The organism is 'Nostoc azollae' 0708 (assembly GCF_000196515.1).
Taxonomy (GTDB): Bacteria; Cyanobacteriota; Cyanobacteriia; order Cyanobacteriales; family Nostocaceae; genus Trichormus_B; species Trichormus_B azollae.
The window spans coordinates 438,767-460,882 of sequence record NC_014248.1; the positions used below are offsets into that span (position 1 = coordinate 438,767).

Sequence of the window (22,116 nt, forward strand, 5' to 3'; positions counted from 1 at the left end):
AATTGGTAGTTGGGAATGAATTATTCGGCTTCAGTTCCTATTTGATCACCTCGTTCCAGTTCCCAAAGAATTTGATTACCTTCCCGTCGTACTCTGGAAACTATCCAGTTTCGCCAACGCCACTGATCTCCTCGACTGGTGACAGCACTGGCGTGGACATCCATCAGGTCTGCTAGTTCTGAACTAGTGATTAAATAGCCTTTTTCTGCTATTTCGTCAGCAACCCGCAGAGTTTCAACTAAGTTGCGGAGTTGTGAAACCCTCATCTCAGGTGGTTTTTCGTCGTTTGTGGTCGCAGCTGACGCTGTAGATGGTTCCATAGTGGTTATGTCTGATGACAAATTACTGCTATCCGAGATGTTTTCGTTAATTTTCGTAGAGTTTATTGAAGAATTGCACACTTTGGCTACATTGATTTGGTTTGTATTGGTTAAGGTTGGGTAAGGATTTGCAGGGGATAATTGTTGAAGAGATGGGATTTTACCGCTTGCAAAGGAGCGAGCAATCACATCACAACGTTCGTTACCTATGTTACCAGAATGTCCGCGCACGTGCTGCCATTTGACGAGTCGGCTGTTGAGTTGGTCGAGAGTTTGTAAAAGATCTTGGTTTTGGACTGGGTTCCCATCTGACTTTTTCCAGCCCTTCTTTTTCCACCCTTGCATCCATTTGGTAACGGAGTTGATCACATATTCGCTATCGGTATAGAGGGTGATGGGTTCAGTTTGTCCAGATTTTTCAAATAGTTCCAGGGCAGCTATCGCAGCTTGCATTTCCATTTTATTATTGGTGGTATGGCGTGATACGTCACCCATTTCGTGAACTGAACCATCGTTAAAATAAACAACTACAGCCCAACCACCAGGACCAGGGTTGCCTGTGCAAGCACCATCAGTATATATGCTTTGAATTATGCGTTCTGTAGACATGGTGGGAGTATGAAACCGCAGAGAAGACAAATGAAAGAGTTAGCGACGAGTTTTGGTCAATAATATCTAGGCTATTATACTGACAATCACTCCGGTTAGAACACTGATGTAAAAAGTTAGAACACTGATGTAAAAAGGCGGGGTGATGATAAATGGGTCTTCTCGTAATGGTGGGAATTGAGAAACCAGGACAGAGGAAGCGATTTGACTGGTTGCAAGTCCGATACCTGCGAGCGCTATAGTAGTATTGACTGTGCGAGCGCTTTTCGTTTATCCAATGTCAATAATTCCTGCAATGGTGCTATTAAGGGTAACGGTAAAAAAGACTACTTTTTTTCATTAATAATCATGCTCTTCTATCCTCAAATTATAGGTTATAACGTCGCATTAACTTAATTCCATCTACATCGTTTTGGACACCCCAACGCTTATAGAAATGAATCATTTCTGATAAACAGTAAAGAGAAATCTTTACAACTTCTTTTAATTGAAAATCATGAATCACCTCATCTAATAATTTAGAATTATTGGATATGGCAAGAAAACCCAAATCATTGAGGAGTACATTAATAATGTACCGTCTAACAGCATTATCCCAGCGACTACATAGTATTACTTTTAAGATATTCTTAACCCTAATTATAAGTGTAATACTTCCTGGAGTAACTTGGGTTACTGGCTTGGGAATTGATAATGGTCATCTTATTTCTTGTCCAGCTTCAGACAACTGTGTTGTGAGTCAAAATGCTGATGCTAATCACAACATTGAACCAATTACTTATCATGTAGACCGTGAAAAAGCTAAAGAAGTTTTACTCAAAGTTCTCACTGTTGTTCCCCGTACAGAAGTTATAGAACAAACAGATAATTACATTCATCCTCTTTCTAAAAGCCGCATCTTCAAATTTGTGGATGGTGTAGAGTTTTATTTACCTGTGGATGAATCGGTAATTCATATCCGTTCAGCATCTCGTGTAGGAGAGTCGGATCTCGGTGTCAACCCCAGACGTATGGAACAAATTCGTTTAGCTATGCGTGATTTGAACATTTGATTTTATTTGCATACAGTTGTTGAAGTTGAATAATGATCATTTACGAATCAATAGATTTTTGATTGTGAACTTGAAACAAGGTAGTTAACAAACCATCAATGCTGACAAAATTTTTCTGCTGATGATATTCTTTAATTCCCTGTGCACCTTTTTTATTAACCCAATTAACTAAAGTTTCTCTTTGTCCTTGATATTTATACAGTGGCACAGCCAGTTTGTACTCGTTCAATATCGGCAACAATTATTTGTCGAGTTCCGGGAAGAGGAGAAAATAAAGAATATAAAGAATCCCATTGTGGGGAATTAGGGAAAATTGTTTTTCCCTTGCCATAAAGATGGAGAATAGATGGAGGTTCTTGAAAAGGCCAAGACATAAATGTGATTCTGCCATTTTCTAATATATGGGCAGAAGTTTTATTTCCACGACCTATTATCTTACATCTATGTCAGCAACACAAAGGGGTGAAATGATACGAAAGCTTTCTAAACCTTTAGGAGAAAGGTTAACATGGCCTGTAGGACTTAAAGGCGGAGTCCCAACAAAAAACATCTGCTGAGTTACAAATTTTTGCAATTCTTCCGTAATAGGATCAAAAACTTTAGCCATAAACGTTCTGAGAGTTTTTGTAGAAGATTTGTTGTTATCTACTATTCTAGAAAAGCTTAACTTCTGTTTTAAATGTCGTCAATCTTTCTTCCTCCAGCTATACAAAAAATTAATAGTCAAATAGCTGATAGTGTTGGTGTTAAATTATACGTACTACGTCTTGATCTCATGCACTCACAGGTTAATGGTAATAAGTGGTTCAAATTGAAATATAACCTGTTGTCAGCTAAGGAGAAAAATGTATCCACTATACTCACTTTTGGCGGTGCTTATTCTAACCATATTTTCGCCACAGCAGCCGCAGGTAATATTTTTGGTTTTCGTACTATTGGGGTGATTCGTGGAGAGGAAACTTTTCCCCTCAATCCTACATTGAGTTTTGCGGTAGAACAAGGTATGCAGTTAGTATATTGCAATCGCACAACCTATCGACAACGCCATACAACTCAACTACAGGAAGACTTAAAACAACGGTTTGATGAAGTATTTATCATTCCCGAAGGTGGTTGTAACCTCAATGGAATGCGGGGTTGTACAGAAATAATGCAAAATTTAGAACTATTTGATACTATTTGTCTAGCCTGTGGAACAGCCACAACATTAGCTGGTATTGCCATATCATTACATTTGAAACAGAAAATAATTGGCTTTCCTATATTAAAAGGTGGAGAATTTCTAGCAGCAGAAATAGAGAGTTTAATTAACAATTATCTCACATCTGATTTACCTGCACTAGTTAATTCTCCTGCACCTTGGGAATTAGTATGTGACTATCATTTCGGAGGTTATGCAAAGGTAAATCAGGAATTAATTATGTTTTGCCAAAAATTTACCCAAGAACACGACATACCCCTAGATTACGTATATACGGGAAAAATGTTTTATGGAGTCATGAATTTACTACAACAGGGATTTTTTCAACCAGGTCGTCTACTATTAATACATACAGGCGTTTTACAGGGAAATCAGGGCATTAACGAGAAATTACTTAGGAAAGTATTTAAGTAAAGTAACTTTTAATAAATCAGAACCACCTACAGCAGGAGTCAGAAGTCATGATATACTATTTCTCCAGCTTGTTTTCGGATATCGCCTGCATTATCAAAAACCTTCTTCCATGAATCATAGTCTTCAACTTCATGGATAATCAATACATATTTCATGATTTTGTCTAACTATTATCTTCATTATGGAGTGGCATAACAGGATTGTTCTCAAGTCAGCTTTTTCTCAACAGTTTGTTGTTCACCAGGGGGAACAGTACGCTCATCCATAAAGTAGATGTTGAATTCTCTAATTTTTCACCACCTTTGTGTTTAGTATTCCAAGCGTAACAGAGATATTTTCCATAGAAAGGATAAAGCTTTTTACCGATCGCTCCATTAAGATTAATAAAATAAGTTAGCCATTGCATATTGTGATAAATACCACTTCTGGTACTCAAACTAGTTTTATCCCAATTAACAGGATTTCCACAACGAAAGATATCAACCTCGCTGCCATTTTCCAGACTAGCTGGTATAATGTTCCATCCATCATCTCTAGGCGGTGCAGGTGCAAAAATACTCCATGATTGATCAAGCCTTGTAACTCGGCCAGTAACTTCAGTGTTTTTGCGATATTTTCCACTTGAATAAATCAGGAGCATAACTTTGGATATTCCAAATAAAAGCGTAAATTAACAACACCACAGCCAAAAGATTCAAAAGGCGGGATTTACGAATTTCCAAAGGACGGAATTGAAAAGGTTTGGTGAAATTATCAGCGAACTGACGATTAGATGTGATCGCTTCATAGAACTTTTTTCTCCCAGCCATCACTGGATTCCAATTTAGCAATGGCACTAAAAACCTAAATACAGGTGACAAACTCACAACATAAACAATACCTTTAGACTTAAAATGTCGCTTTCCTTGATAATCTTCAATTACCCAAGAATTCTCAGCTTCCATATCGGCATGAATATCTGGATCAGCATGAATATCTGGGTATTCCTGCGGCATTAATAACGGTGTTACTGGCAAAATCAACAGAGTTCGTAAGATATGCACTACCTTTGTACAAAAACCACAATCAGCATCAAAACGAATTTTTAAGCCTTGACGTACTGGTGTTTGTAGGTGCTGTTCCAAATTATTCCAAAAGGAAGTAGGAAGAAATGCTAACCAACTAAAAATGCTCAAAAACTGGAAAATGCCGATATTGAAAGTTAAACCGAATCCGGCATGAAGTCCGATAAAAGTCAGAACTGCATCTAACCGAAACAAACTATTCCGGAAAGGAATGAATATAGTCAGTGGTCCTATCCATTCCAGTACCAAAGTAATTTGAGTAAATACCTTTAAAATCGGTTGAAAATTGAGGATAGAATAACCAAAAAAGGTAACATATTAGTCAAAACTCAAAGCATAATAAACCGCACTACTATCAACCCAAATGGGGCTTTTAGTTTTAATTGCAGCGGAAAAAATATAGATAAAATACTGCTGACACATCAGAGGAAAAGTAGCACTAGAAACCACTATTTCCGGTAACTGAGGTTGAGAAGTATTCAGCACACTATCAACAGTATCAAAGAAATAACAAGCGCCCCAAGGTAGGAACATCGCCCAAAACATGAGAGCGCGTAAAAAAACATCATCCGCTGCAAAAATCAAGGCTGGGTTACGATTGTGCATGGATTGTGCATGGATACCAGCAATACCCAAGAAGCAATGGTAGCCACTCTAGTGCGATAACCCACTAACATTAGCAGCGCAAAAAAAGCTGCAATAGCAAATAATAATGCCTGAACAATCGGTTCGCCGCTGATAGTATGTAAAGACCAATATCCAGGTTTGGCGATTTCCGCTAGTAAAGTACGGGGAAGAACACCGAAATCAGTATAGTGGGCGTTTAAATCACCAAAGTGAGTAAATAAATCTACGAGAATGATGATGGAAATACCGATACAAAACGCAGCGAGCGATCGCAAATCTAGTCCTAAGACAGTTTCTAGATTTCTTCTCCAGGATGTTTTTGATGTTTGTATTTGAGTAACCATTAGATTTTTTTAATGAACCGCGAAGGCGCGAAGAAGAAGAAGAAGGAGGAAGATAAGCATTTTTTAAAGTAGGAATATAGTAAAATTTTACTTTTTCCTCCTTTGCATAAGTATTTATCTTCTCAACAGTTTTTTAATTTCTCCAAATATCCACTTTTTAGCTACTTGAAGTTTATATTTAAGGGTTGGTAAACTTTGAATATACACTCCTCAGCGAATGATGCTAGCTAGATTACCATCTAAGGTGATGCCAAAGCTATAAACTACAGCATTCTCAATACCTAAAGTTAACATCTCTCCTAAATGTAAGTAGCTAAATGATTTTAAGCGACGACCTGTAATTTCTGCTCAGATATTGCGAGCCGTACAGGGTGATTGTTGACAGGCAGCTTGGGCTGTAGCGGGAGATTTATTACCTTTAATATCTCTAATTTCTGCTAACTTTCCTAATACAAATACATTTGGATATCCCACTAGTTGCAAGGTTGGGGTAGCAATTAATTATCCTTGTTGATTATGTTGATATCTTAGGCTTTGTGTCCATTTAATTTATCGGTTTCCTCCTGTCCACAAAACTAAATTTCTCGGTAAGTTATGAGTTTTACCTTGACGATTAATAATCACTGTATTAGATTGAATCGTTTCAATATTAGTATTCATGTCTATCTGTACACCCCGTTTTAATAAAGCCCTATATGATGCATCTTAACTACCTTTATAGAAGGTTGTAAGTCTTTATCAATTAAGCGAATCTCTCCCCGGGTCTTCAGCCTGTCTACCAGTTTACAAGCTATTTCCACACCATTGGGACCAGCACCAGCTATAGTGATCCTAATTACAGCAAGATCAGATGTTTCCAAAACCCGTAACTGTTCTTTTAAATATTCAGCATCTTATAAAGTCCGAAAAGTTCGGGCATATTCTGCTGCTCTTGGGACTACATCTAATCTAGTTCCTTTACCAACAGCCAACACAAATAAATCATAATTTAATATTTCTCCATTTTCCAAATTTACCAATCTTTTCTCTAAATTAGAATTTATAATTCCTCCTTGATAAAATTTAGCTTGACTATCTGCCAACAATTATAACCTGGTTCAAATTCCCAGTTATTTAGTTCTCACGTCACTACTTCATAGAGTAAAGGAGTAAGTAAAAAATGTTCCCGCTTTCCTACTAAGAAAACCTCAGAATTAGGCTTTGTAACTTGAGTAAACTTCTCCAGTTCTAAAGCCGTATAAAGACCACCCAAACCACCACCTAAAATACAAATCCGTACTGGATGATGATTAGGAAGTGCAGATTGTTTAAATTTACTGTATTTACTTAAACTATCATTTTTCTTATACATGATCTATAGTTCATACTTTTCTCCTCTCTTTCTTCCTTTGCGTCTTTGCTCCTTTAGGCGAAATAAAATAAATATATTATTTGATATTTGCAGCCTTAAATTGCTCAACAAGTTCACTTGTCCGAGTGCGAGGACCATAAGGATTCAGATGATAATGGGTTTCAGCAAACAAACTAGAATCAGTCTTCACGTTTAAGGTTTCTTTGTCATAAAGTACAGGTGCAATTTTGCCTAACTCTTCTGCTGTCTTGCTTATATTACTAAGAGTTTCAGTATCAGTGCTGCCATAAATCCAAGAAAGTCCTAATACCAAAGTTGCCCCTTTAGCCTCTACTTCCTGTTTAATCTACTTCCTGTTTCAATTGCTGAATTCGCCGCAAAGAATGAGGAGAAAGACTATCATTGATTTTCAATGACCACCATTCGCTCTTGGTGCGTTTTTTCAAGACTGTGGGATCACCGTTAGCTGTCACGGAGTCAGAATAATAACCTGTTAAACGACCTTTCTGCACCACATCCAGAGATGATTTAGTTGCGCCTTTTAGGGTAGGTATACCTAATAACATCAGGTCTTGGGCTAGTTCCTTGGGGGGTACATTTCCTAAGCCGAGTTTACCAATAGGTGCACCAAATTGACCAGACCAATCGCCAAAACCATCTTTATTTAGTAATAATACATAGTGAGGTATCAAAATTACATATCGCCTTTTTTAATCACATCAGCAACACTGGGCAGAATCACATCTAATCCGATTGGCTCATCTGTGGCTATGTTGATGCTAGGGATGCCTAATTTCTGTTGGATCAGTTTGGCATCGACGGTGTAATGAGCGCCAGAACCACCGACAATTAGAATACGTTGGGGTGCTTGTACTTCCTTGGCGATCGCCATTTTCTGTTCATACATCATACGCAACCTGCTAAGTTCACCTCCATAACGGGCATTTATAGAAATAACCAACACCCCAAGTTAAACCTGTGATCGCAAATCAACTGGAAAGTCTGAAGAACTTGTTCATAAGAGGTGACAGGGAAGAGTTGACAGTCAAGAGTGATAACTGAATCTAAGAGGATGTTTAAAAAGTTATAAAAGCTATAATTTGTCATTCTGTATCCCTTCTGGACACTGCGTGAACGCGAAGCGTGCCGGAGGCTCTAGAATCTAGGGTTTGATTAATTAATCTGAGATGCTTCACTTCGCTGCGCTATGTACCCTGCAGGAAGGAAGCTAGAACATGACTTTTCAAACACCCTCTAAAAATCAAAGTAAATAAACGGGGAACCTGTATATAGGAGCACTAACAGTAACAGTGAGATCCAAGGAGAAACCAATAAATTATATTCCGTCTCTCCTTGTCACCAAACTCCTATTTGTTCCATAAATAACAGTCCTGTTGAGAGTAGCAAAGTGAAGACTAAAGCTGCTGCTCCATTCTCATTAAGGAATGAAAACACCTCAGCTAAATTAGATAGAGAACAATTCCAAGGAGTTACTAAAACTTGCAATTTCTGCACTAAGTGATGTGTATTTGTTTCCATAAAAAACAGACATACCGGAATTACAGATCCAAAAGTTAAAGCCCAGGAAATAAACTGCGGCATCATAAACTTTTGCTGTCCTAAAGATTTATAAAATGGTCGTCCACCATAGGGCAAGACTAACAACAATAGTGATAAGCTCCCCAAAGAATAAAATTCCATGCTGCTCCGTGCCAGAAACCAGATAGGGTAAATGTAATAAAAAGATAAAATTGGGGATACTTCATGTTCTTGCCCATCAAAGGCAGAAAAACACAGTCTCTAAACCAAGTGTTAAGGGTAACGTGCCATCTCCGCCAAAACTCTTTAATACTCTGGCAAGTATAGGGAGAAAGAAAGTGAAGGGTTAACTTAACACCTACAAATTTTCCTAACCCCACAGCAATAAAACTATATCCACCAAAATCAAAATAAATTTGTAATGTAAACAGAAAGGCGAAAAAACAAACTAACCAAAGATTGTCAACTTGGTCTATTTTGATATAAGCTGAAATATTCAGGACTTATGTAACTGGCACAAATAGCGGGCGGGATATAGCCCTGGCACGGAACAATTTAACTCAAACCAAGCGCATAGGAAGACTTGGGCGTTTTAGTTGCTGAATTAAATAATTAGAAAGCAATCTATGCTTGTTTTAATAAACAGTTTGACCAGTTTGATAGGCTAAATTCTTTAATCTAATCCAAACCAACATTGCACAAGCAATATGATTTCTTTGAAGCCTAGCTTTACGATATTGACAAGATTCAATGCCAGTTATTTGTTTAATCTCTCGGTGAAACTCCTCGATTTTCCAACGAATTTTACACACCTCTTGTACAACATTCGTAGAACTTTGAGATAAATCCTTAGTAGCGACATAATCCGTTCTGTTGGTAGAAACAGCAACCCGGAATAGTTTCACTTTTTTCTGAGCGGGAAACCCTTTAATTTTTATAATTTTACCACATTCTAACTCTTCAGTACTCCATTGTCATAATTCAATAGGTTTATCTTTTTCTTTGGCAAATGTATCATCAACTAACCGATCCTTTTTTAAAGGGCAATAATAAATTTTGTCTAAGCTATCAATATACAGCATGAGACTGTTTAGTGCGTACCATGTGTCCATCAGAACAGTATTAAATGGGAAAAGCTGATGATACACCAGTTTTTGCAGCATATCTTTCACATGGTCTATCTTGGTTTTACCATCCACATCAGGATTAAAAATTCGGTAATCTATTACCCCAAATCTTTGAACTTTAGGATTCACATATACACAACTGACTACACCAATTCCTTTGAGTATGCCATGTTCATTACCACTATATTGTCTCCTCACCATCTCTACTTCTTCAGAATATCTTTTGTCTAAAACACTGTCATCAAATATGATGTACCCATTACCATCAGGTTCTACTACCTCTTTCACCTTATCCCATAGTAAACGAGATGTTAACTTTTCGGTTTTTAAATAATAGTTAATTGCATCATGGCTAATACTTTCTAAATGCTCTGCTAAATTAGTAATTGTATAATTAATTTGACTACTTAATAAGTATTAGCAGTAATCAAGTTTAGTAAATCTCATTACCTTCAGCAACATTTATCTAATACAATCTCCTACCTATTTTCTCATGAATATTTGAATAATGTTTCCTGTTGCAGCTAATTCCTATGGGTTGATAAAGCTTTCGGTATCCGATTCATTTAATACCGATGTACTATATTTCACCCATCGCCTGTCCCAGTTGCCTAAGTCCTGAATATTATCTGCCAGGACAAACTTCATAAATAGTCCTAGAGATAACCAACGAGAAGCAGATTCAAAGTTATCAAAGGTCAATTGAAAACTTTCGATTTCAATTTCCGGAAACAAGTCTGACCTGCGTTCAATTGGACCTACTACCACTTGGGGGAAAAAGGAAACAAAGTTGACCTAATCTAAAGCAGCAATGGGTTGTTTTTTTCTGCCGGTATAGGAGTCAACCACAAACCCCACTATTTGAAAGGTATAATAAGACAATCCTGGTGGAATTGAACCTATACCAGGAATAGAATTTGATTGCCAACTTTCTGATAATCCTGGAACTACTAATAGTCTGCCAAGGCAATTTTGCTAGGTTAAGTGCTCGGATATAAACGCTGTATTTTTTTACGTGCATCCTTGGTTTTAAAACCCCAATAAACACTGGGTTTTTGTTGATTACGCTGTGACTCCCAAGTAGCAGTTTCAGAGGATAATATTTCTACATTAGGAATACGTCGTTCTAAGCATTGGCGAGATACAACTGATAATTCAATTTCTACTTGATTCAACCAAAAAGCGTGTTTAGGAGTATAGTGAAACTCTAATTTCTGAATAATGCGGCGTCCTTCTTGTGGAGAGAAAACTTCATATGAAACACTTGGAGTATGAATGTTTAGGTTATCAACAAGTAAAGGTATCACATCAGCTTGGGGGTAATAAACATCTACTAAATCTTTTAATTGTTTAGGAAAATCAGCTTTTGTCCGACGTTGTGTAACTTCAATATGCCTCCACCCGGCTATTGGTTCAAAAAAGCCAAATAAATTTACAACACCATTGTGTTTATACTCACAATCATAACCTTTAGGCTGATGTGGTTCTGGTGGCAAAGGAAGTCTTACTTCTTCTACTAATTGATATGGGCATTCATCTAGGCAGAGTGTAGGTTTTTTCGGATCATATGGCTCATTATACAAATCCAAAACATCTTCTATTCTGAACACATACTCTGGGTTAACTTCGGGAATACACCACTGTTCTTTTAACCACGGGTTAATTTCATTTTTTTTAGAGTTTGGCGTATTGTTTCGTCTGAAATTCAATCTATGATACCAACCTTCACTAAATGCTCCGCTAATAATTGCATTGTCCAACGCACTCTTCCTCCTGGCGGATTATAACAAGCAGTCGCAATCAAAAATGCTTCTTGTTTTTCATCTAATTTTTTGGGTTTTGGTGGATTTTCCCCATCCTTTAAAGCAAACTCTAATCCACCAATTACAAACTTTTCTCTTGTCCTTTCCACCGTAGCAACATGAACTCGAACTGCGGCAGCGCCGTGTCCGTTTCTCCCTCAGATGCCATTCAAAGAATGTTTGCACGGGTTATACTTCTTCCTTTGTGCTTTCCTTTTTTGAGGATTGCTTGCAGTTATAAAACTTCCTCTTCGCCTAAATCTACAACATACTTTTTTGCCATGGTCAACCCCTTTTTTGACTAGTTTATCAATTAGAGGGGTTTACCCAGCAACATTGCCTTGGTGGACTACTAGTGGTGTGGTTCCCACATAATAAAAGCGTGAATCTAAAACGACGGATACATTCTGTACCCTTGTTTCCAAGTTAGTGGTAACAAAATATTTCACCACTGCTGACCAGACACTAATTTGTTCTGGGATGGTATTAAAACTACGTCCCACACTAAAGGTTGAACAATCACAAATCAAGATATCCAAAAACGGATCTTTGAGAGTGCACTGGGGTTGGGGTATATCGAAGAATATTTTGCCGTATAGTTTATGCTCTATAGCAGACTTCAGGGTGGTACCTAAAGCGGTATCAGCCGCACCTTGAGAAAAGGCTGCACATAAGGCTCTAGTAATTTGGAAGCCTTTCAAAGCTATTTCCAAACCCGCACGTTCAGCCCCTAACCGCATAGATTTTGGAATAAAGCAGTTATCAAAGCGGATACCACTCATATCCAAAGCCAGAATCCCATGGGTGAGGATTTTGGATATGAGTGGTATAATTATCTGGGTTGATTTTACTCTTTTCGACCATGAATAGGGAGAGGCTACGGGGTCCCCCATGTGGCTCTGTTTTACCTAGTACGAAAGCGATTATAGAATTGGTAGCACGGTTAATTGGCCATTTTTCGCCGTTTAGGAGATAACCACCAGGAATTTTTGTGGTTTGCATATCCACGCTTAAAAATTTACTAGCATGTACTTTTTCTGAATAAGCTAAACACATAGTGCCATTGGTATCCTTCATAAATCTGGCTAGGGTTTGTTTCTGCCCGTCTGTTCGTGCCATCCATGTATAAATAGAACATGGGTGCTAAAGTGATTATTGCTGTTACAGCAAACTGTATGAGCACATCAGCAAAGTAAATAGATTCATCAAAGCTTGTAAATTCACCACCGTATTCTGTCGGAATCTAGTAATATTTTAGTTTCCAGTTATATAACCAGTTGATAATTTCCTGGGGAAATTCTTCCTTTTCATCCAGGTCGATTACCTGTTTGAAGGGACATCATATTATCTGGGTTGCCAGGGTTGCCTAAATCTCGTTCTAGTCCTTCAGCAACCCAAAATTGTTTAAGTGGCTGCATAATGTTCTCCTTAGTGAGCAACTTGCACTTGATCTAGTAAGAGGTATCAACTTTCTTGGATAATTTGCGGTAGTTGGCGTTGTATTTAGGGTTGTCACTCCAGTCTGCTAACACTTCCAACTCTCCTGGGAGGAAGGTGGTTTTGCAAGCAAGCGCGACGTTGAATTTTACCGCTGTAAGTTTTGTGGATATTACCTGGGTTAGCTAAAACAACAGCGAAAACTTGAGGTTCATGAATTTCTCCGATCGCTTGGCGAATAACAGTCATTACTTCATCCGCTGTAAACTCTTCAGGATTGCGTTTTACTTCCTGCACTATCATCAGTCTTTCCACACCATCCGCATCTATGGAGAAGGCTCCACCATAGTCAGGACGCAAACAAGGACGAACTTGCTGCACTATCCACTCTAAATATTGAGGATAGTGATTTGTACCCCTGATAATGATCAAATATTTAATCCATCCTGTGATAAATAACTCACCACCCCTCATAAAACCTAAATCGCCTGTCCGCAGGAATGGGCCTTCTTTAGTATCAGCAGTGTAGGGACAGAAGGTACTCTCACTTTCTTCTGGACGATTCCAATAACCACCAGCCACACTAGGATCAGATACCCAAATCTTACGCACCTCATCAGGTTGACAACGAGTTAAAGTTTCGGGGTTGGCGATCACTACTTGAGTATCACATACCAGTTGTCCACATCCAGGAATAGCCCGAACACCATCACCACAACCAGCAACTTCAACTATTGTGTTTTTCTCAATTTCTGTGGTTGTTGTCTAGGACTAGTTGATACTAGCAATGTATCTTCTGCCAAACCATAGGCAGGTGCAAAGGTATCCCAGCAGAAACCACAAGCAGAAAATTTATCAAAAAATTCTTCTAAGACTCTAGGATTAATAGGTTCTGCGGCATTTCCCGCAGCTTGCCAACTACTCAAATCAAGAGTAGCCAATCCCAATCGTGAAAAATTATTACAGTTATGTGCTTTCAGTATTTATGGGTGTGAGGGGTTAGTAGCTAGTGAGTGATTTGCTAACTAAGCCAACATTCGGAAAGATACATTAGACAAAATCACAACGTAATATCAGCAAAAACCTCGCTGTGATAGGGTATAGAGGACTTAATATTAGCAGCATGGGGAATACCTTTAGCAGTTCATCAAGTTCGTTATTCTCTATTAACACTCGAAGTTGAAACCAACAGTATTTTGTCAACTGCCCGTAATTTAGATGTCACAATATTAGGTTATAGTCCCTTAGGTCAAGGAAGACTCACAGGTAAATATACACCTTTTCAATATCCTACAGGTGCAACAATCATATACCCGCAATTTAGTAAGGGTTTTCAGCCTACTTTTTTATAAAATTGCCCCGGTATTATCTTTACTCAGAAACATGGGTGAAAAATATGGTGGTACCCCTGCCCAAGTAGCCCTTAACTGGTTAGTTGCTCAGGGGAACGTAATTCCCATTGCTGGGGTTAAAAACGCCGAACAAGTAAAACAGAATGTTGGCGCTTTTGGTTGGAAATTGACTGATGATGGGTTAGGTAAGTTAGATAAAATTACCCACCCCTAGAAAAACATAAGGGATTTCCAAATAAAATATCCAATCTTGGAGTAAGGAGGCGGAGCAGGGGAAGCAGGGGAAGCATAATCTGATAGTCGTCACCTGTCACCTGTCACCTGTGATCTATTCCCTATGTGAACCTAGTTTTTGGCTGGGTGTAACAGAAGATTCACGTTGAGTTGTTGTCCGTAATCTGGGTTTTGGTGTTCCCCGTCCTTCATCACCACCGTTATCTGATTTAGACCAAGAGGAACGGCTACGTTCACGTTCACCACCACCGCTGCGTGGGTATTCGCCACTATCACGATGCTTGTTGAGTTTGGGTTTGGGAGATGGTTCTTCTTGGGGAATATCTACACCAGATTGCAACCAGTCGGGACGGGTTTGATCATAGGCGATTTGCAAAGCCGCAGCTGCGATCGCCTGAGCATCATATTTTTCAATCAACTCACTGATGATTGGTAAAAATGAAGCCAAACGTTCACCAGTTAAAGCTTCTGCTACCTGTTCTTGCAATTTTTTGATGTGTCTAGCTTCAATTTGCGCCCTGGTAGGAATTGTTAACACCTGCCAATTTTGGCGGTTATGGCGTTCAAATGCCTGTTGTTTGCGGCGTTCAAATGGTTGTACCAAAGAAATCGCAGTTCCTTCTTTACCAGCACGACCAGTCCGACCAATCCGGTGAACGTAGGTTTCCACGCTATCGGGTAAGTCAAAGTTAATCACGTGGGAAAGTAGATCCACATCTAAACCCCGTGCAGCAATATCAGTAGCTACCACCCAGCGGACTTGACGATTGCGGAAACGGGTTAATAATCTTTCCCGTGCTTGCTGAGACAAATCACCATGATATTCATCCACACTATGGCCAGCAGCTTGCAATTGATTGGTTAGTTCTGCGGCTGTCCGTCTGGTGCGAACAAAGATTAAAGCTGTTTCTGGATCTTCCATTTCCAGAATTGGCTGTAAAGCTTTAGCCTTTGTCCAATGGCGAGGAATCAAGTAAGCTACCTGATTGATTTTATTGGGTGCAGCTTTTGGTTGCTCAACGGTTACGGTCACCGGAGAGTTTAAAAACTTATTCACCAATTGGCGAATGGATGGGGGCATAGTTGCCGAAAATAAAGCCGTTTGGCGCTCTGTGGGAGCTTGGGACAGAATTCTGATTACATCATCAATAAAGCCCATGCTCAACATTTCATCAGCTTCATCAAGGACAAACCATTTCACTTGATCCAGCTTTAAGCTACCACGCTCTAGCAAATCTATCACCCGTCCTGGTGTACCCACAACTACATGAACACCGCGTTTTAGCTGCATCATTTGACGGTCGATTGACTGACCACCGTAGATTGCTAATACTCGTAATCCATCATTCCCCATGAATTGGGAAATAGCATCATGAACTTGCATTGCCAATTCACGAGTAGGTGTTAGTACAACAGCTTGTACAGCTTTTTTGCTGACATCCAGCTTTTCTAACATCGGCAGTGAAAAGGCTGCTGTTTTACCTGTTCCTGTTTGCGATTGCCCAACTACATCACGACCCGCTAATAGTTGCGGAATAGCTTGAGTCTGAATATTTGTAGGTGTGGTAAAGCTAAGTTTTTCTAGAATTTCAACACGCTCTTGGGAAATGCCTAGTTCTTGAAAGGTAAGATTCATTAATTCTCCTAAAGATTTTATTGTGAGTTTTTTTGGACTTGTAAACCGATACTTATTTGTAAATTTGGTCATGGGTCATAGCAATATGACCCATGACTAATTACTCATAATTATTTGACCATAGAGGTCGTAGGCATCGGCACTGTGGATCTTTACTGGCACGATGGTTCCTAGCCCTGCGTCGCCTTTAACATAGACTTGACCATCAACTTCTGGGGAAAATCTGCCGGAACGGCCGATTAATTCTCCACTTTCGGGATTTTCTTGCTCAATCAGGACATCAACTATTTTGTCTACTTCCTGTTGATTTTTGAGGAGGGAAATTGGTTGTTGGAGTGCCATGAGTTGATCACGACGCTCTACCATCAATTCTTGTGGTAATTGATTTAGTAAATTGTAGGCGGGGGTTCCCTCTTCCGGTGAGAAGGTGAAGACACCAACATGATCAAATTCATGTCGCTCGGTAAACTCTAGTAAATGTTCAAAATGCTCTTGTGTCTCTCCAGGGAAACCAACAATAAATGTGGTTCTTAGCACTGCTGAGGGGAGGGCAGTTTTGATACTTTCGATAATTGTATCGTTCACTCTTCCCTGCCAAGGACGGTTCATGGCTCGAAGAATTTCTGGATGAGAATGTTGCAAGGGCAAATCTAAATAAGGCAGCACGTTTGGTATCTCTTGAATTGCCGCTATCACATCTGGTGTGAGTCCAGTAGGATAAGCATAGTGCATTCTGATCCACGGTACATCTACTTTCCCTAAAGCACAAAGTAATTCCGCTAACTTTGGTTTTCCGTAAATATCCAAACCATAATTGGTGGTGATTTGGGAAATCAGAATAATTTCTTTTACCCCTTGACTTGCCAATTGCTTGGCCTCAGCAACTATTGATTCAATAGTGCGCGATCGCTGATTCCCTCTCAGATGAGGAATAATGCAAAATGCACAACGATAATCGCATCCTTCAGCAACTCTTAGGTAAGCTACTCCTTCGGTTGTAGTTCGGTAGCGTGGTGTGGTTTCATCCGCTATGTAAGTAGGTTGGGGGGTAATTTGTTTCACCCTCTCTCCCTGTTCTACCCGCTCAATGACATTGACAATTTTGTGGTAATCACCTGTGCCAATCACGGCTAGTGCTTCTGGCAACTCTTCCAATAATTGTTCTTGAAAGTGTTGCGCTAGGCAACCAGTAATAACGACTTTTTTATTTGCTTCTGCCAGTTCTACTAAGGTTTTTACCGATTCTTCTCTAGCAGCTTCGATAAAACTACAAGTATTGACAATTACATAATCAGCTAACTCGTCATTTGTATCTACACCATAACCTGCTTCTACCAACAGACCCAACATATGTTCTGTATCTATTCGGTTTTTCTCGCAGCCCAAGTGAGAAATGGCTATTGTTGGTTTGTCACCCATATTTTGAAAATATCTTCAGTTTTTTTCTTGTGCAGTCAAACATAACAAGTAATAATTAGGTGCTTTTTCCCGCACCCTGATCAGGACACCGCAGTAATGGATTTTCACTACCAGTTGTTTTTCGTAAGTGCCAGTGGACGTATGACCCTAATCAGTCAAGATATAGCGGTCATGCTATGATGTTTTTATTAATCTGTTTCCTAGGGTAAACCTGAGTGTCTTATGGCAATTTTGACACTCTTAATATTTCTTAACGATTCGCTTATTGGTATTTTACGCTACCGCAGCGTGTGCGTTGTTAATTTACCCATCGGGAAGCCGCCCAAAGGGCTGTTTTTGAGAAGTCGCTACCCTCAGGGAAATCGCAAACGCGACTGCGCCCATAAAGCAGTAATGCTACCCTATATCTTAGGCTAAACCCGCGATGATGCGCTGGCATAATACCTAAACTACGGGAAAGCTGCCTTGCGTCTTGTGAGTGGCAAACTCCTCTTGTAGCCAGATTTTATCTTAACATATCTTATGAAAGGTTTAACGCTAATTTCCATCTTGAGAAGGAGGTAACGAACCATTCATAATCAAACGAATTCACTAGTCTAGATATAAAGTCAAGAGTTTGGTGAAATATGAAATATGAAGGCGGAGACTGTCTCAATTACCAGAAGATATAGTCAAAAGCAGGCCAATACCTAATTTACCACCTATTAAGGGACAGGTCAGATGCAAAATTATTTTTGTCTTTTCATCCTTGATCCTTAAACAAGAAATTCTCAACCCTGGACTTTGCCAAGCAAAATAAAGACGTGGACTTATATCAGCTATTCAAAACTCGAACACCGATTATTGGCGTAGTTCATCTGCTACCCCTACCTACCTCACCCCGTTGGGGTGGTAGTCTGAAAGCAGTAACTGACCGTGCTGAACAAGAAGCAACCGCCCTGGCCAGTGGTGGGGTAGACGGCTTAATTGTAGAAAATTTTTTCGATGCACCCTTTACTAAAAACCAAGTTGATCCAGCCGTTGTCAGTGCTATGACTGTGGTGGTACAGCGAATACAGAATTTAGTAACTTTGCCTGTGGGTTTAAATGTTTTACGGAATGATGGCAAAAGTGCAATGGCGATCGCTAGTTGTGTACGGGCACAATTTATCCGGGTTAACATCCTTACAGGAGTAATGGCCACTGACCAGGGATTAATTGAAGGAGAGGCACATCAATTACTCCGCTATCGTCGGGAACTAGGTTCTGATGTGAAAATCTTGGCTGATGTGTTGGTTAAACACGCGCGTCCTTTAAGTTCACCCAATCTAACAGTTGCTGTCAAAGACACAATAGAAAGAGGTTTAGCTGATGGGGTGATTTTATCAGGTTGGGCTACTGGCAGTCCTCCTAACTTAGAAGACTTGGAACTGGCTTGCGGTGCTGCTGCTGGTACACCAGTGTTCATTGGTAGCGGAGCTAATTGGGAAAATATTGGTACGCTGATGCAAGCAGCAAATGGTGTGATTGTTTCCAGTTCTCTCAAACGCCACGATCAAATTTCCCAGCCTATTGACCCAATTCGTGTCAGTCAATTTGTAGAAGCTGCTCACCGGAATTGGAATTCTAAAGGTGAAAGTAAATCAAGTTCCTCAATAAAATTACATTCTTAGGGACTGGAGACTGGGGAGATACGGGAGATGGGGAAGTTATTTTCTTAATACCAAATGCCCAATGCCCAATTACTACTGACCAATTACCAATTACCAATTATGATTCACCGTCGTTCTACTCCTTGGATTCATAAATGGTCGCGTCCATTGATTGGGGCGATCACTGGGCTTGGTATCCTCAACACAGGTTATCTCACGTTTGAAAAGTTAACAGGAGGTAATCCTGTTTGCACTACTCCAGAAGGTGTTAAAGGTTGTACTGATGTACTTTCTAGCCCCTGGGGTACAGTTTTTGGCCAGCCTTTAGCTCTGTTTGGTTTGCTGACATACATCGGTATGTTGCTCTTGGCTGTAGCTCCCTTGGCTTTGAACTCAGTAGAAGGGAACAAAAATCGAAAACAAATAGAAAATCTGACTTGGTGGTTGCTGCTGGTCGGTGCGATCACTATGTCAGTATTTAGTGGATATTTAATGTATGTCCTAGCATTTCAACTCCAAGCTTTGTGTCTTTACTGTATTGCCTCAGCTTTGTTTGCTGTGAGTATCTTAACTCTCACCATCCTGGGTCGTGACTGGGAAGATATTGGACAAATATTCTTCACTGCTCTAATTGTCGGTATGGTGACACTAATTACTACATTCAGTATTTACTCCGATATAAACACATCAGGGAATATAGCCGAACCCACTGATGGTAAAACCGTACAGATTTTCTTTGACGCCAAAGAAGAACCAAAACCACAAGTAGGCTGGCAAATTACTACTACTTCTGGAGAGTCAGAAATTCAATTAGCAAAACACTTAACCCAAATCGGTGCAAAAGAATATGTTGCTTGGTGGTGTCCTCACTGTCATGAACAAAAGCTACTCTTTGGCAAAGAAGCTTACAAAGAAATCAACCACATTGAATGTGCTTCTCCCGATAACCCTGGCACACCAACACAAGAGTGCATAGCTGCGAAAATTGAAAGTTACCCTTCTTGGGTTATGAATGGTAAAACATACAGTGGTGTGCAGAATTTAAACGAACTGGCAAAGATAACTGGTTATACAGGACCTCAAAACTTCAAGTATTTTAAGTAAAGTGCCTCATTCCACTCAAAACACACCTTACACTGTCTTCTTCTTACCCTGATTATCAACCCGTCACACGTAACTTACGCTTCAATATGGCTCGGTTAATTACCTTATACTTTTAATTTGGCTTGGGACAAGGGAAAGGGGAAAAGGAGAAAAAACCTTTACCCTAAACACAGTCAGCTTTCCCCAAAACAATTTACTAATTCCTGATTATTAACCGAGTAGTATTGAGATTTAAGCGTACTTTAGCCAAATAAAATAAGGACTGAGACGAGGTTTTTATGCATCAGCAGTTCAGAAATTTTCTTCCTAGACTTGTATTTGCAATCCAACAAATGGTGAGTCAAGGACGTAGAGAATTAATGACTGCTTAGTGGACTCCTATCTGTGTGTTGCTATTTCGATATATCGGATTATTACAGCAGGGGAAATGCACCTTATTTCCTAATAAAAACTAATGAGGATTTTAAAATCATCTATATATATAAGTGCAAAGCTTGATGGATATATAAACAAAATCAATCACTTTTTTATTAAGCGATGAATTAGCTTATCTCCAATTGAATAACTCTTAGCTAAGGATAAATGAGCTAACTATTCATCCATAAATAAGTAAACTTATCTGTAAAAATAAGCAGAAGAAAATATTAAGTAAATTGTTGACAAGTTAGTTGAGGCTAAAGCTAAAACTCTTTCTCAAGAGTTATTATCCATTTCTGCCAAAAACTGTTTATTTTTTATCCCCCGCTTCACGGGGTTCTCTTTACCCAAAAGATTGACTGCTATCTGGCGCATTACTGCAAAGTTTTGTGGAGCATTATCTTTCCTAATCCGGCAGTCATCTTGTTTTAAAGCTACATCTAATACCCAATGCAATGAATTTTCTGTTGCCCAATGGCTGCGGACAGAATTAGCCAATCGTTCTCCATTTGACTCAAGACTACTAATAAAATAACGAGTCTCTACTGTTGTTTTATCATGCACTTATCCGATAGATTCTACCATCCCAACACTTTTTAGATTTGACCAAACTGAATCAGGATCAAGCTGAAACCCAAAGTTGCGGATTTCATGAAGACCATGCCCTGTTTCTTCGGGTTTATATGTGCTATGTTGAAGCTCTTAAAAACCTGTACTTATCCCTGACTTAAATAGCTGTTCTACTGACTCATACAGATTACCTTGGTTCTTTTTTAAAGTAATTACATAATCTGCATTTTCTTGCGTAATTAACTTTACTATGTCTTTGTGACACCCGATGGCATCAATCCTGACAATACATCCAGCTAATTCTAAAACCTTTAATAATTCGGGAACTGCTGTAATTTCATTTGATTTGTCATGCACCTTCATCTGTCCCAACACTAATTTATTTGTAGTTGCCCATGCACTTACCATTTGGATTGCACTCTAGTCACTATTTTTACCATGAGAACTACATAAAGTTTTCCCGTCAATTGCCACAACTTCACCATCCCTTATCTTATGTACTGATTTCATCCAGTTCAAGAAACAATTTTGAAATTTTTGCGGGTTCAATTGTGCAAATACCCTTCCAAATGTGTCCTGGGACCGGAGCCCATTTCCTAGTTCTAAAAAGGTTTTTAACCACTCATATTTTCTGTAGCCATACAGTTCAATTGCCACCCAACTATCTGCTCCACAAATTACTGCACAAATTCCAATGGTAAGAATGTCAATTAACTTGTGTCGTTTCCTCCCCTCTACTCTTGGATCTTCCATCTGTGCAACGTGGTCAGTAATCGTGATTGTGGGCTTGAGCTTCACACTTTTTGGGACTTTCTTCTTCTACTTTTACAATGACTTTACCATCAGAGCCTCATTGGTCAACCTCT

28 protein-coding genes and 4 pseudogenes are annotated in these 22,116 nt (G+C 39.3%); 5 read left to right on the forward strand and 27 right to left on the reverse strand.

Annotated elements, in window-relative coordinates:
- Positions 1-20 precede the first annotated feature (20 nt).
- Positions 21-929 (reverse strand): ribonuclease HI, encoded by a 909-nt coding sequence (rnhA, locus tag AAZO_RS02035; protein WP_013189998.1) that lies wholly within the window; start codon positions 927-929, stop codon positions 21-23.
- Positions 930-1,296: 367 nt separating this feature from the next.
- The gene (locus AAZO_RS02040) at positions 1,297-1,479 is read right to left on the reverse strand and encodes a hypothetical protein (RefSeq protein WP_049790514.1); all 183 of its coding nucleotides are present in this window, start codon (positions 1,477-1,479) and stop codon (positions 1,297-1,299) included.
- A gap of 22 nt (positions 1,480-1,501) precedes the next feature.
- Between AAZO_RS02040 and AAZO_RS02045 the strand changes: the two genes are divergently transcribed.
- Positions 1,502-1,981 (forward strand): DUF1499 domain-containing protein, encoded by a 480-nt coding sequence (locus AAZO_RS02045; RefSeq protein ID WP_013189999.1) that lies wholly within the window; start codon positions 1,502-1,504, stop codon positions 1,979-1,981.
- 40 nt (positions 1,982-2,021) lie between these two features.
- Here AAZO_RS02045 and AAZO_RS02050 read toward each other — a convergent pair.
- Positions 2,022-2,588, reverse strand: a pseudogene (locus tag AAZO_RS02050) (pyridoxamine 5'-phosphate oxidase family protein).
- Between the two features lie 72 nt (positions 2,589-2,660).
- On the opposite strand from AAZO_RS02050, the gene AAZO_RS02055 reads away from it, so the two are divergent.
- A complete protein-coding gene (locus AAZO_RS02055) occupies positions 2,661-3,596 on the forward strand; it encodes a 1-aminocyclopropane-1-carboxylate deaminase/D-cysteine desulfhydrase (RefSeq protein ID WP_013190000.1) in 936 nt (311 codons plus the stop codon).
- A 211-nt stretch (positions 3,597-3,807) separates the two neighbouring features.
- Here the strand turns inward: AAZO_RS02055 and AAZO_RS36365 are convergent, their stop codons facing one another.
- The 21 genes and pseudogenes from AAZO_RS36365 to AAZO_RS36445 form a co-directional block, all read right to left on the reverse strand.
- Entirely contained in the window at positions 3,808-4,236 is a 429-nt protein-coding gene (locus AAZO_RS36365) for a hypothetical protein (RefSeq protein ID WP_228371439.1), read from the reverse strand.
- Positions 4,193-4,855 (reverse strand): thiol-disulfide oxidoreductase DCC family protein, encoded by a 663-nt coding sequence (locus AAZO_RS36370; protein ID WP_228371440.1) that lies wholly within the window; start codon positions 4,853-4,855, stop codon positions 4,193-4,195. The genes AAZO_RS36365 and AAZO_RS36370 overlap by 44 nt, the downstream gene beginning before the upstream one ends.
- 123 nt (positions 4,856-4,978) lie before the next feature.
- Positions 4,979-5,266 carry a hypothetical protein gene (locus tag AAZO_RS36375; RefSeq protein ID WP_228371441.1) on the reverse strand — a complete coding sequence of 96 codons (288 nt, stop codon included), beginning with the start codon at positions 5,264-5,266 and terminating at the stop codon, positions 4,979-4,981.
- Positions 5,242-5,631 (reverse strand): hypothetical protein, encoded by a 390-nt coding sequence (locus tag AAZO_RS36380; protein ID WP_228371442.1) that lies wholly within the window; start codon positions 5,629-5,631, stop codon positions 5,242-5,244. Before AAZO_RS36380 ends, AAZO_RS36375 begins: the two co-directional genes overlap by 25 nt.
- Positions 5,632-5,979: 348 nt before the next feature.
- Entirely contained in the window at positions 5,980-6,114 is a 135-nt protein-coding gene (locus AAZO_RS40815; protein ID WP_266887730.1) for a hypothetical protein, read from the reverse strand.
- Between the two features lie 197 nt (positions 6,115-6,311).
- Positions 6,312-6,491, reverse strand: a complete 180-nt coding sequence (locus tag AAZO_RS36385; RefSeq protein ID WP_228371443.1) for a hypothetical protein — start codon at positions 6,489-6,491, stop codon at positions 6,312-6,314.
- Positions 6,492-6,524: 33 nt separating this feature from the next.
- Positions 6,525-6,713, reverse strand: coding sequence for a hypothetical protein (locus AAZO_RS36390; RefSeq protein WP_228371444.1), 189 nt, complete (start codon positions 6,711-6,713; stop codon positions 6,525-6,527).
- A gap of 38 nt (positions 6,714-6,751) precedes the next feature.
- A complete protein-coding gene (locus AAZO_RS36395; protein WP_228371445.1) occupies positions 6,752-6,982 on the reverse strand; it encodes a hypothetical protein in 231 nt (76 codons plus the stop codon).
- A 76-nt stretch (positions 6,983-7,058) separates the two neighbouring features.
- Positions 7,059-7,295: a hypothetical protein gene (locus tag AAZO_RS36400; protein WP_228371446.1), complete on the reverse strand. Its 237-nt coding sequence runs from the start codon at positions 7,293-7,295 to the stop codon at positions 7,059-7,061.
- 28 nt (positions 7,296-7,323) lie between these two features.
- Positions 7,324-7,674, reverse strand: a complete 351-nt coding sequence (locus tag AAZO_RS36405) for a hypothetical protein (protein WP_228371447.1) — start codon at positions 7,672-7,674, stop codon at positions 7,324-7,326.
- 2 nt (positions 7,675-7,676) lie between these two features.
- The gene (locus AAZO_RS36410; protein WP_228371448.1) at positions 7,677-7,946 is read right to left on the reverse strand and encodes a hypothetical protein; all 270 of its coding nucleotides are present in this window, start codon (positions 7,944-7,946) and stop codon (positions 7,677-7,679) included.
- 392 nt (positions 7,947-8,338) lie between these two features.
- Positions 8,339-8,650 carry a hypothetical protein gene (locus tag AAZO_RS36415; RefSeq protein WP_228371449.1) on the reverse strand — a complete coding sequence of 104 codons (312 nt, stop codon included), beginning with the start codon at positions 8,648-8,650 and terminating at the stop codon, positions 8,339-8,341.
- Positions 8,641-9,021 (reverse strand): MBOAT family O-acyltransferase, encoded by a 381-nt coding sequence (locus tag AAZO_RS36420; protein WP_338027155.1) that lies wholly within the window; start codon positions 9,019-9,021, stop codon positions 8,641-8,643. Before AAZO_RS36420 ends, AAZO_RS36415 begins: the two co-directional genes overlap by 10 nt.
- A 60-nt stretch (positions 9,022-9,081) precedes the next feature.
- A pseudogene (locus tag AAZO_RS28335) lies at positions 9,082-10,047 on the reverse strand (IS701 family transposase).
- A gap of 132 nt (positions 10,048-10,179) precedes the next feature.
- The gene (locus tag AAZO_RS36425; protein WP_228371450.1) at positions 10,180-10,383 is read right to left on the reverse strand and encodes a hypothetical protein; all 204 of its coding nucleotides are present in this window, start codon (positions 10,381-10,383) and stop codon (positions 10,180-10,182) included.
- A gap of 245 nt (positions 10,384-10,628) precedes the next feature.
- The gene (locus AAZO_RS28340) at positions 10,629-11,408 is read right to left on the reverse strand and encodes an IS630 family transposase (protein ID WP_228371451.1); all 780 of its coding nucleotides are present in this window, start codon (positions 11,406-11,408) and stop codon (positions 10,629-10,631) included.
- Entirely contained in the window at positions 11,354-11,560 is a 207-nt protein-coding gene (locus AAZO_RS36430; RefSeq protein WP_228371452.1) for a helix-turn-helix domain-containing protein, read from the reverse strand. The genes AAZO_RS28340 and AAZO_RS36430 overlap by 55 nt, the downstream gene beginning before the upstream one ends.
- Before the next feature lie 213 nt (positions 11,561-11,773).
- The gene (locus AAZO_RS36435; RefSeq protein ID WP_228371453.1) at positions 11,774-12,232 is read right to left on the reverse strand and encodes an acyl-CoA dehydrogenase family protein; all 459 of its coding nucleotides are present in this window, start codon (positions 12,230-12,232) and stop codon (positions 11,774-11,776) included.
- Complete coding sequence (locus AAZO_RS36440; protein ID WP_228371454.1) at positions 12,213-12,569, reverse strand: acyl-CoA dehydrogenase family protein; 357 nt, start codon at positions 12,567-12,569, stop codon at positions 12,213-12,215. Before AAZO_RS36440 ends, AAZO_RS36435 begins: the two co-directional genes overlap by 20 nt.
- A gap of 393 nt (positions 12,570-12,962) precedes the next feature.
- A complete protein-coding gene (locus tag AAZO_RS02110) occupies positions 12,963-13,544 on the reverse strand; it encodes an acyl-CoA synthetase family protein (RefSeq protein WP_266887741.1) in 582 nt (193 codons plus the stop codon).
- Between the two features lie 74 nt (positions 13,545-13,618).
- On the reverse strand, positions 13,619-13,834 hold the full coding sequence (locus AAZO_RS36445; protein ID WP_228371455.1) for a hypothetical protein: 216 nt from the start codon (positions 13,832-13,834) through the stop codon (positions 13,619-13,621).
- A gap of 165 nt (positions 13,835-13,999) precedes the next feature.
- On the opposite strand from AAZO_RS36445, the pseudogene AAZO_RS28345 reads away from it, so the two are divergent.
- Positions 14,000-14,453, forward strand: a pseudogene (locus tag AAZO_RS28345) (aldo/keto reductase); the annotation flags it as partial.
- A gap of 114 nt (positions 14,454-14,567) precedes the next feature.
- Here the strand turns inward: AAZO_RS28345 and AAZO_RS02120 are convergent.
- Together AAZO_RS02120 and rimO are read right to left on the reverse strand one after the other, a co-directional pair.
- Positions 14,568-16,109 (reverse strand): DEAD/DEAH box helicase, encoded by a 1,542-nt coding sequence (locus AAZO_RS02120; RefSeq protein ID WP_013190002.1) that lies wholly within the window; start codon positions 16,107-16,109, stop codon positions 14,568-14,570.
- A 96-nt stretch (positions 16,110-16,205) separates the two neighbouring features.
- Positions 16,206-17,528: a 30S ribosomal protein S12 methylthiotransferase RimO gene (gene rimO / locus AAZO_RS02125; RefSeq protein ID WP_013190003.1), complete on the reverse strand. Its 1,323-nt coding sequence runs from the start codon at positions 17,526-17,528 to the stop codon at positions 16,206-16,208.
- An 803-nt stretch (positions 17,529-18,331) separates the two neighbouring features.
- On the opposite strand from rimO, the gene btpA reads away from it, so the two are divergent.
- Together btpA and AAZO_RS02135 are read left to right on the forward strand one after the other, a co-directional pair.
- Complete coding sequence (gene btpA, locus AAZO_RS02130) at positions 18,332-19,180, forward strand: photosystem I biogenesis protein BtpA (RefSeq protein WP_013190005.1); 849 nt, start codon at positions 18,332-18,334, stop codon at positions 19,178-19,180.
- Between the two features lie 99 nt (positions 19,181-19,279).
- Positions 19,280-20,263: a vitamin K epoxide reductase family protein gene (locus AAZO_RS02135; RefSeq protein ID WP_013190006.1), complete on the forward strand. Its 984-nt coding sequence runs from the start codon at positions 19,280-19,282 to the stop codon at positions 20,261-20,263.
- Positions 20,264-20,956: 693 nt separating this feature from the next.
- Here AAZO_RS02135 and AAZO_RS02140 read toward each other — a convergent pair.
- Positions 20,957-22,048 (reverse strand): annotated as a pseudogene (locus AAZO_RS02140) (ISAs1 family transposase).
- Between the last annotated feature and the right edge of the window lie 68 nt (positions 22,049-22,116).

Bases quoted from the DNA above. Each gene is read 5' to 3' on its own strand.
- rnhA (WP_013189998.1), bottom strand. From the start codon at position 929: ATGTCTACAGAACGCATAATTCAAAGCATATATACTGATGGTGCTTGC.
- AAZO_RS02045 (WP_013189999.1), top strand. From the start codon at position 1,502: ATGTACCGTCTAACAGCATTATCCCAGCGACTACATAGTATTACTTTT.
- AAZO_RS02055 (WP_013190000.1), top strand. From the start codon at position 2,661: ATGTCGTCAATCTTTCTTCCTCCAGCTATACAAAAAATTAATAGTCAA.
- AAZO_RS36365 (WP_228371439.1), bottom strand. From the start codon at position 4,236: ATGCTCCTGATTTATTCAAGTGGAAAATATCGCAAAAACACTGAAGTT.
- AAZO_RS36375 (WP_228371441.1), bottom strand. From the start codon at position 5,266: ATGCACAATCGTAACCCAGCCTTGATTTTTGCAGCGGATGATGTTTTT.
- AAZO_RS36380 (WP_228371442.1), bottom strand. From the start codon at position 5,631: ATGGTTACTCAAATACAAACATCAAAAACATCCTGGAGAAGAAATCTA.
- AAZO_RS36395 (WP_228371445.1), bottom strand. From the start codon at position 6,982: ATGTATAAGAAAAATGATAGTTTAAGTAAATACAGTAAATTTAAACAA.
- AAZO_RS36435 (WP_228371453.1), bottom strand. From the start codon at position 12,232: ATGAGTGGTATCCGCTTTGATAACTGCTTTATTCCAAAATCTATGCGG.
- AAZO_RS36440 (WP_228371454.1), bottom strand. From the start codon at position 12,569: ATGGCACGAACAGACGGGCAGAAACAAACCCTAGCCAGATTTATGAAG.
- AAZO_RS02120 (WP_013190002.1), bottom strand. From the start codon at position 16,109: ATGAATCTTACCTTTCAAGAACTAGGCATTTCCCAAGAGCGTGTTGAA.
- rimO (WP_013190003.1), bottom strand. From the start codon at position 17,528: ATGGGTGACAAACCAACAATAGCCATTTCTCACTTGGGCTGCGAGAAA.
- AAZO_RS02135 (WP_013190006.1), top strand. From the start codon at position 19,280: ATGATTCACCGTCGTTCTACTCCTTGGATTCATAAATGGTCGCGTCCA.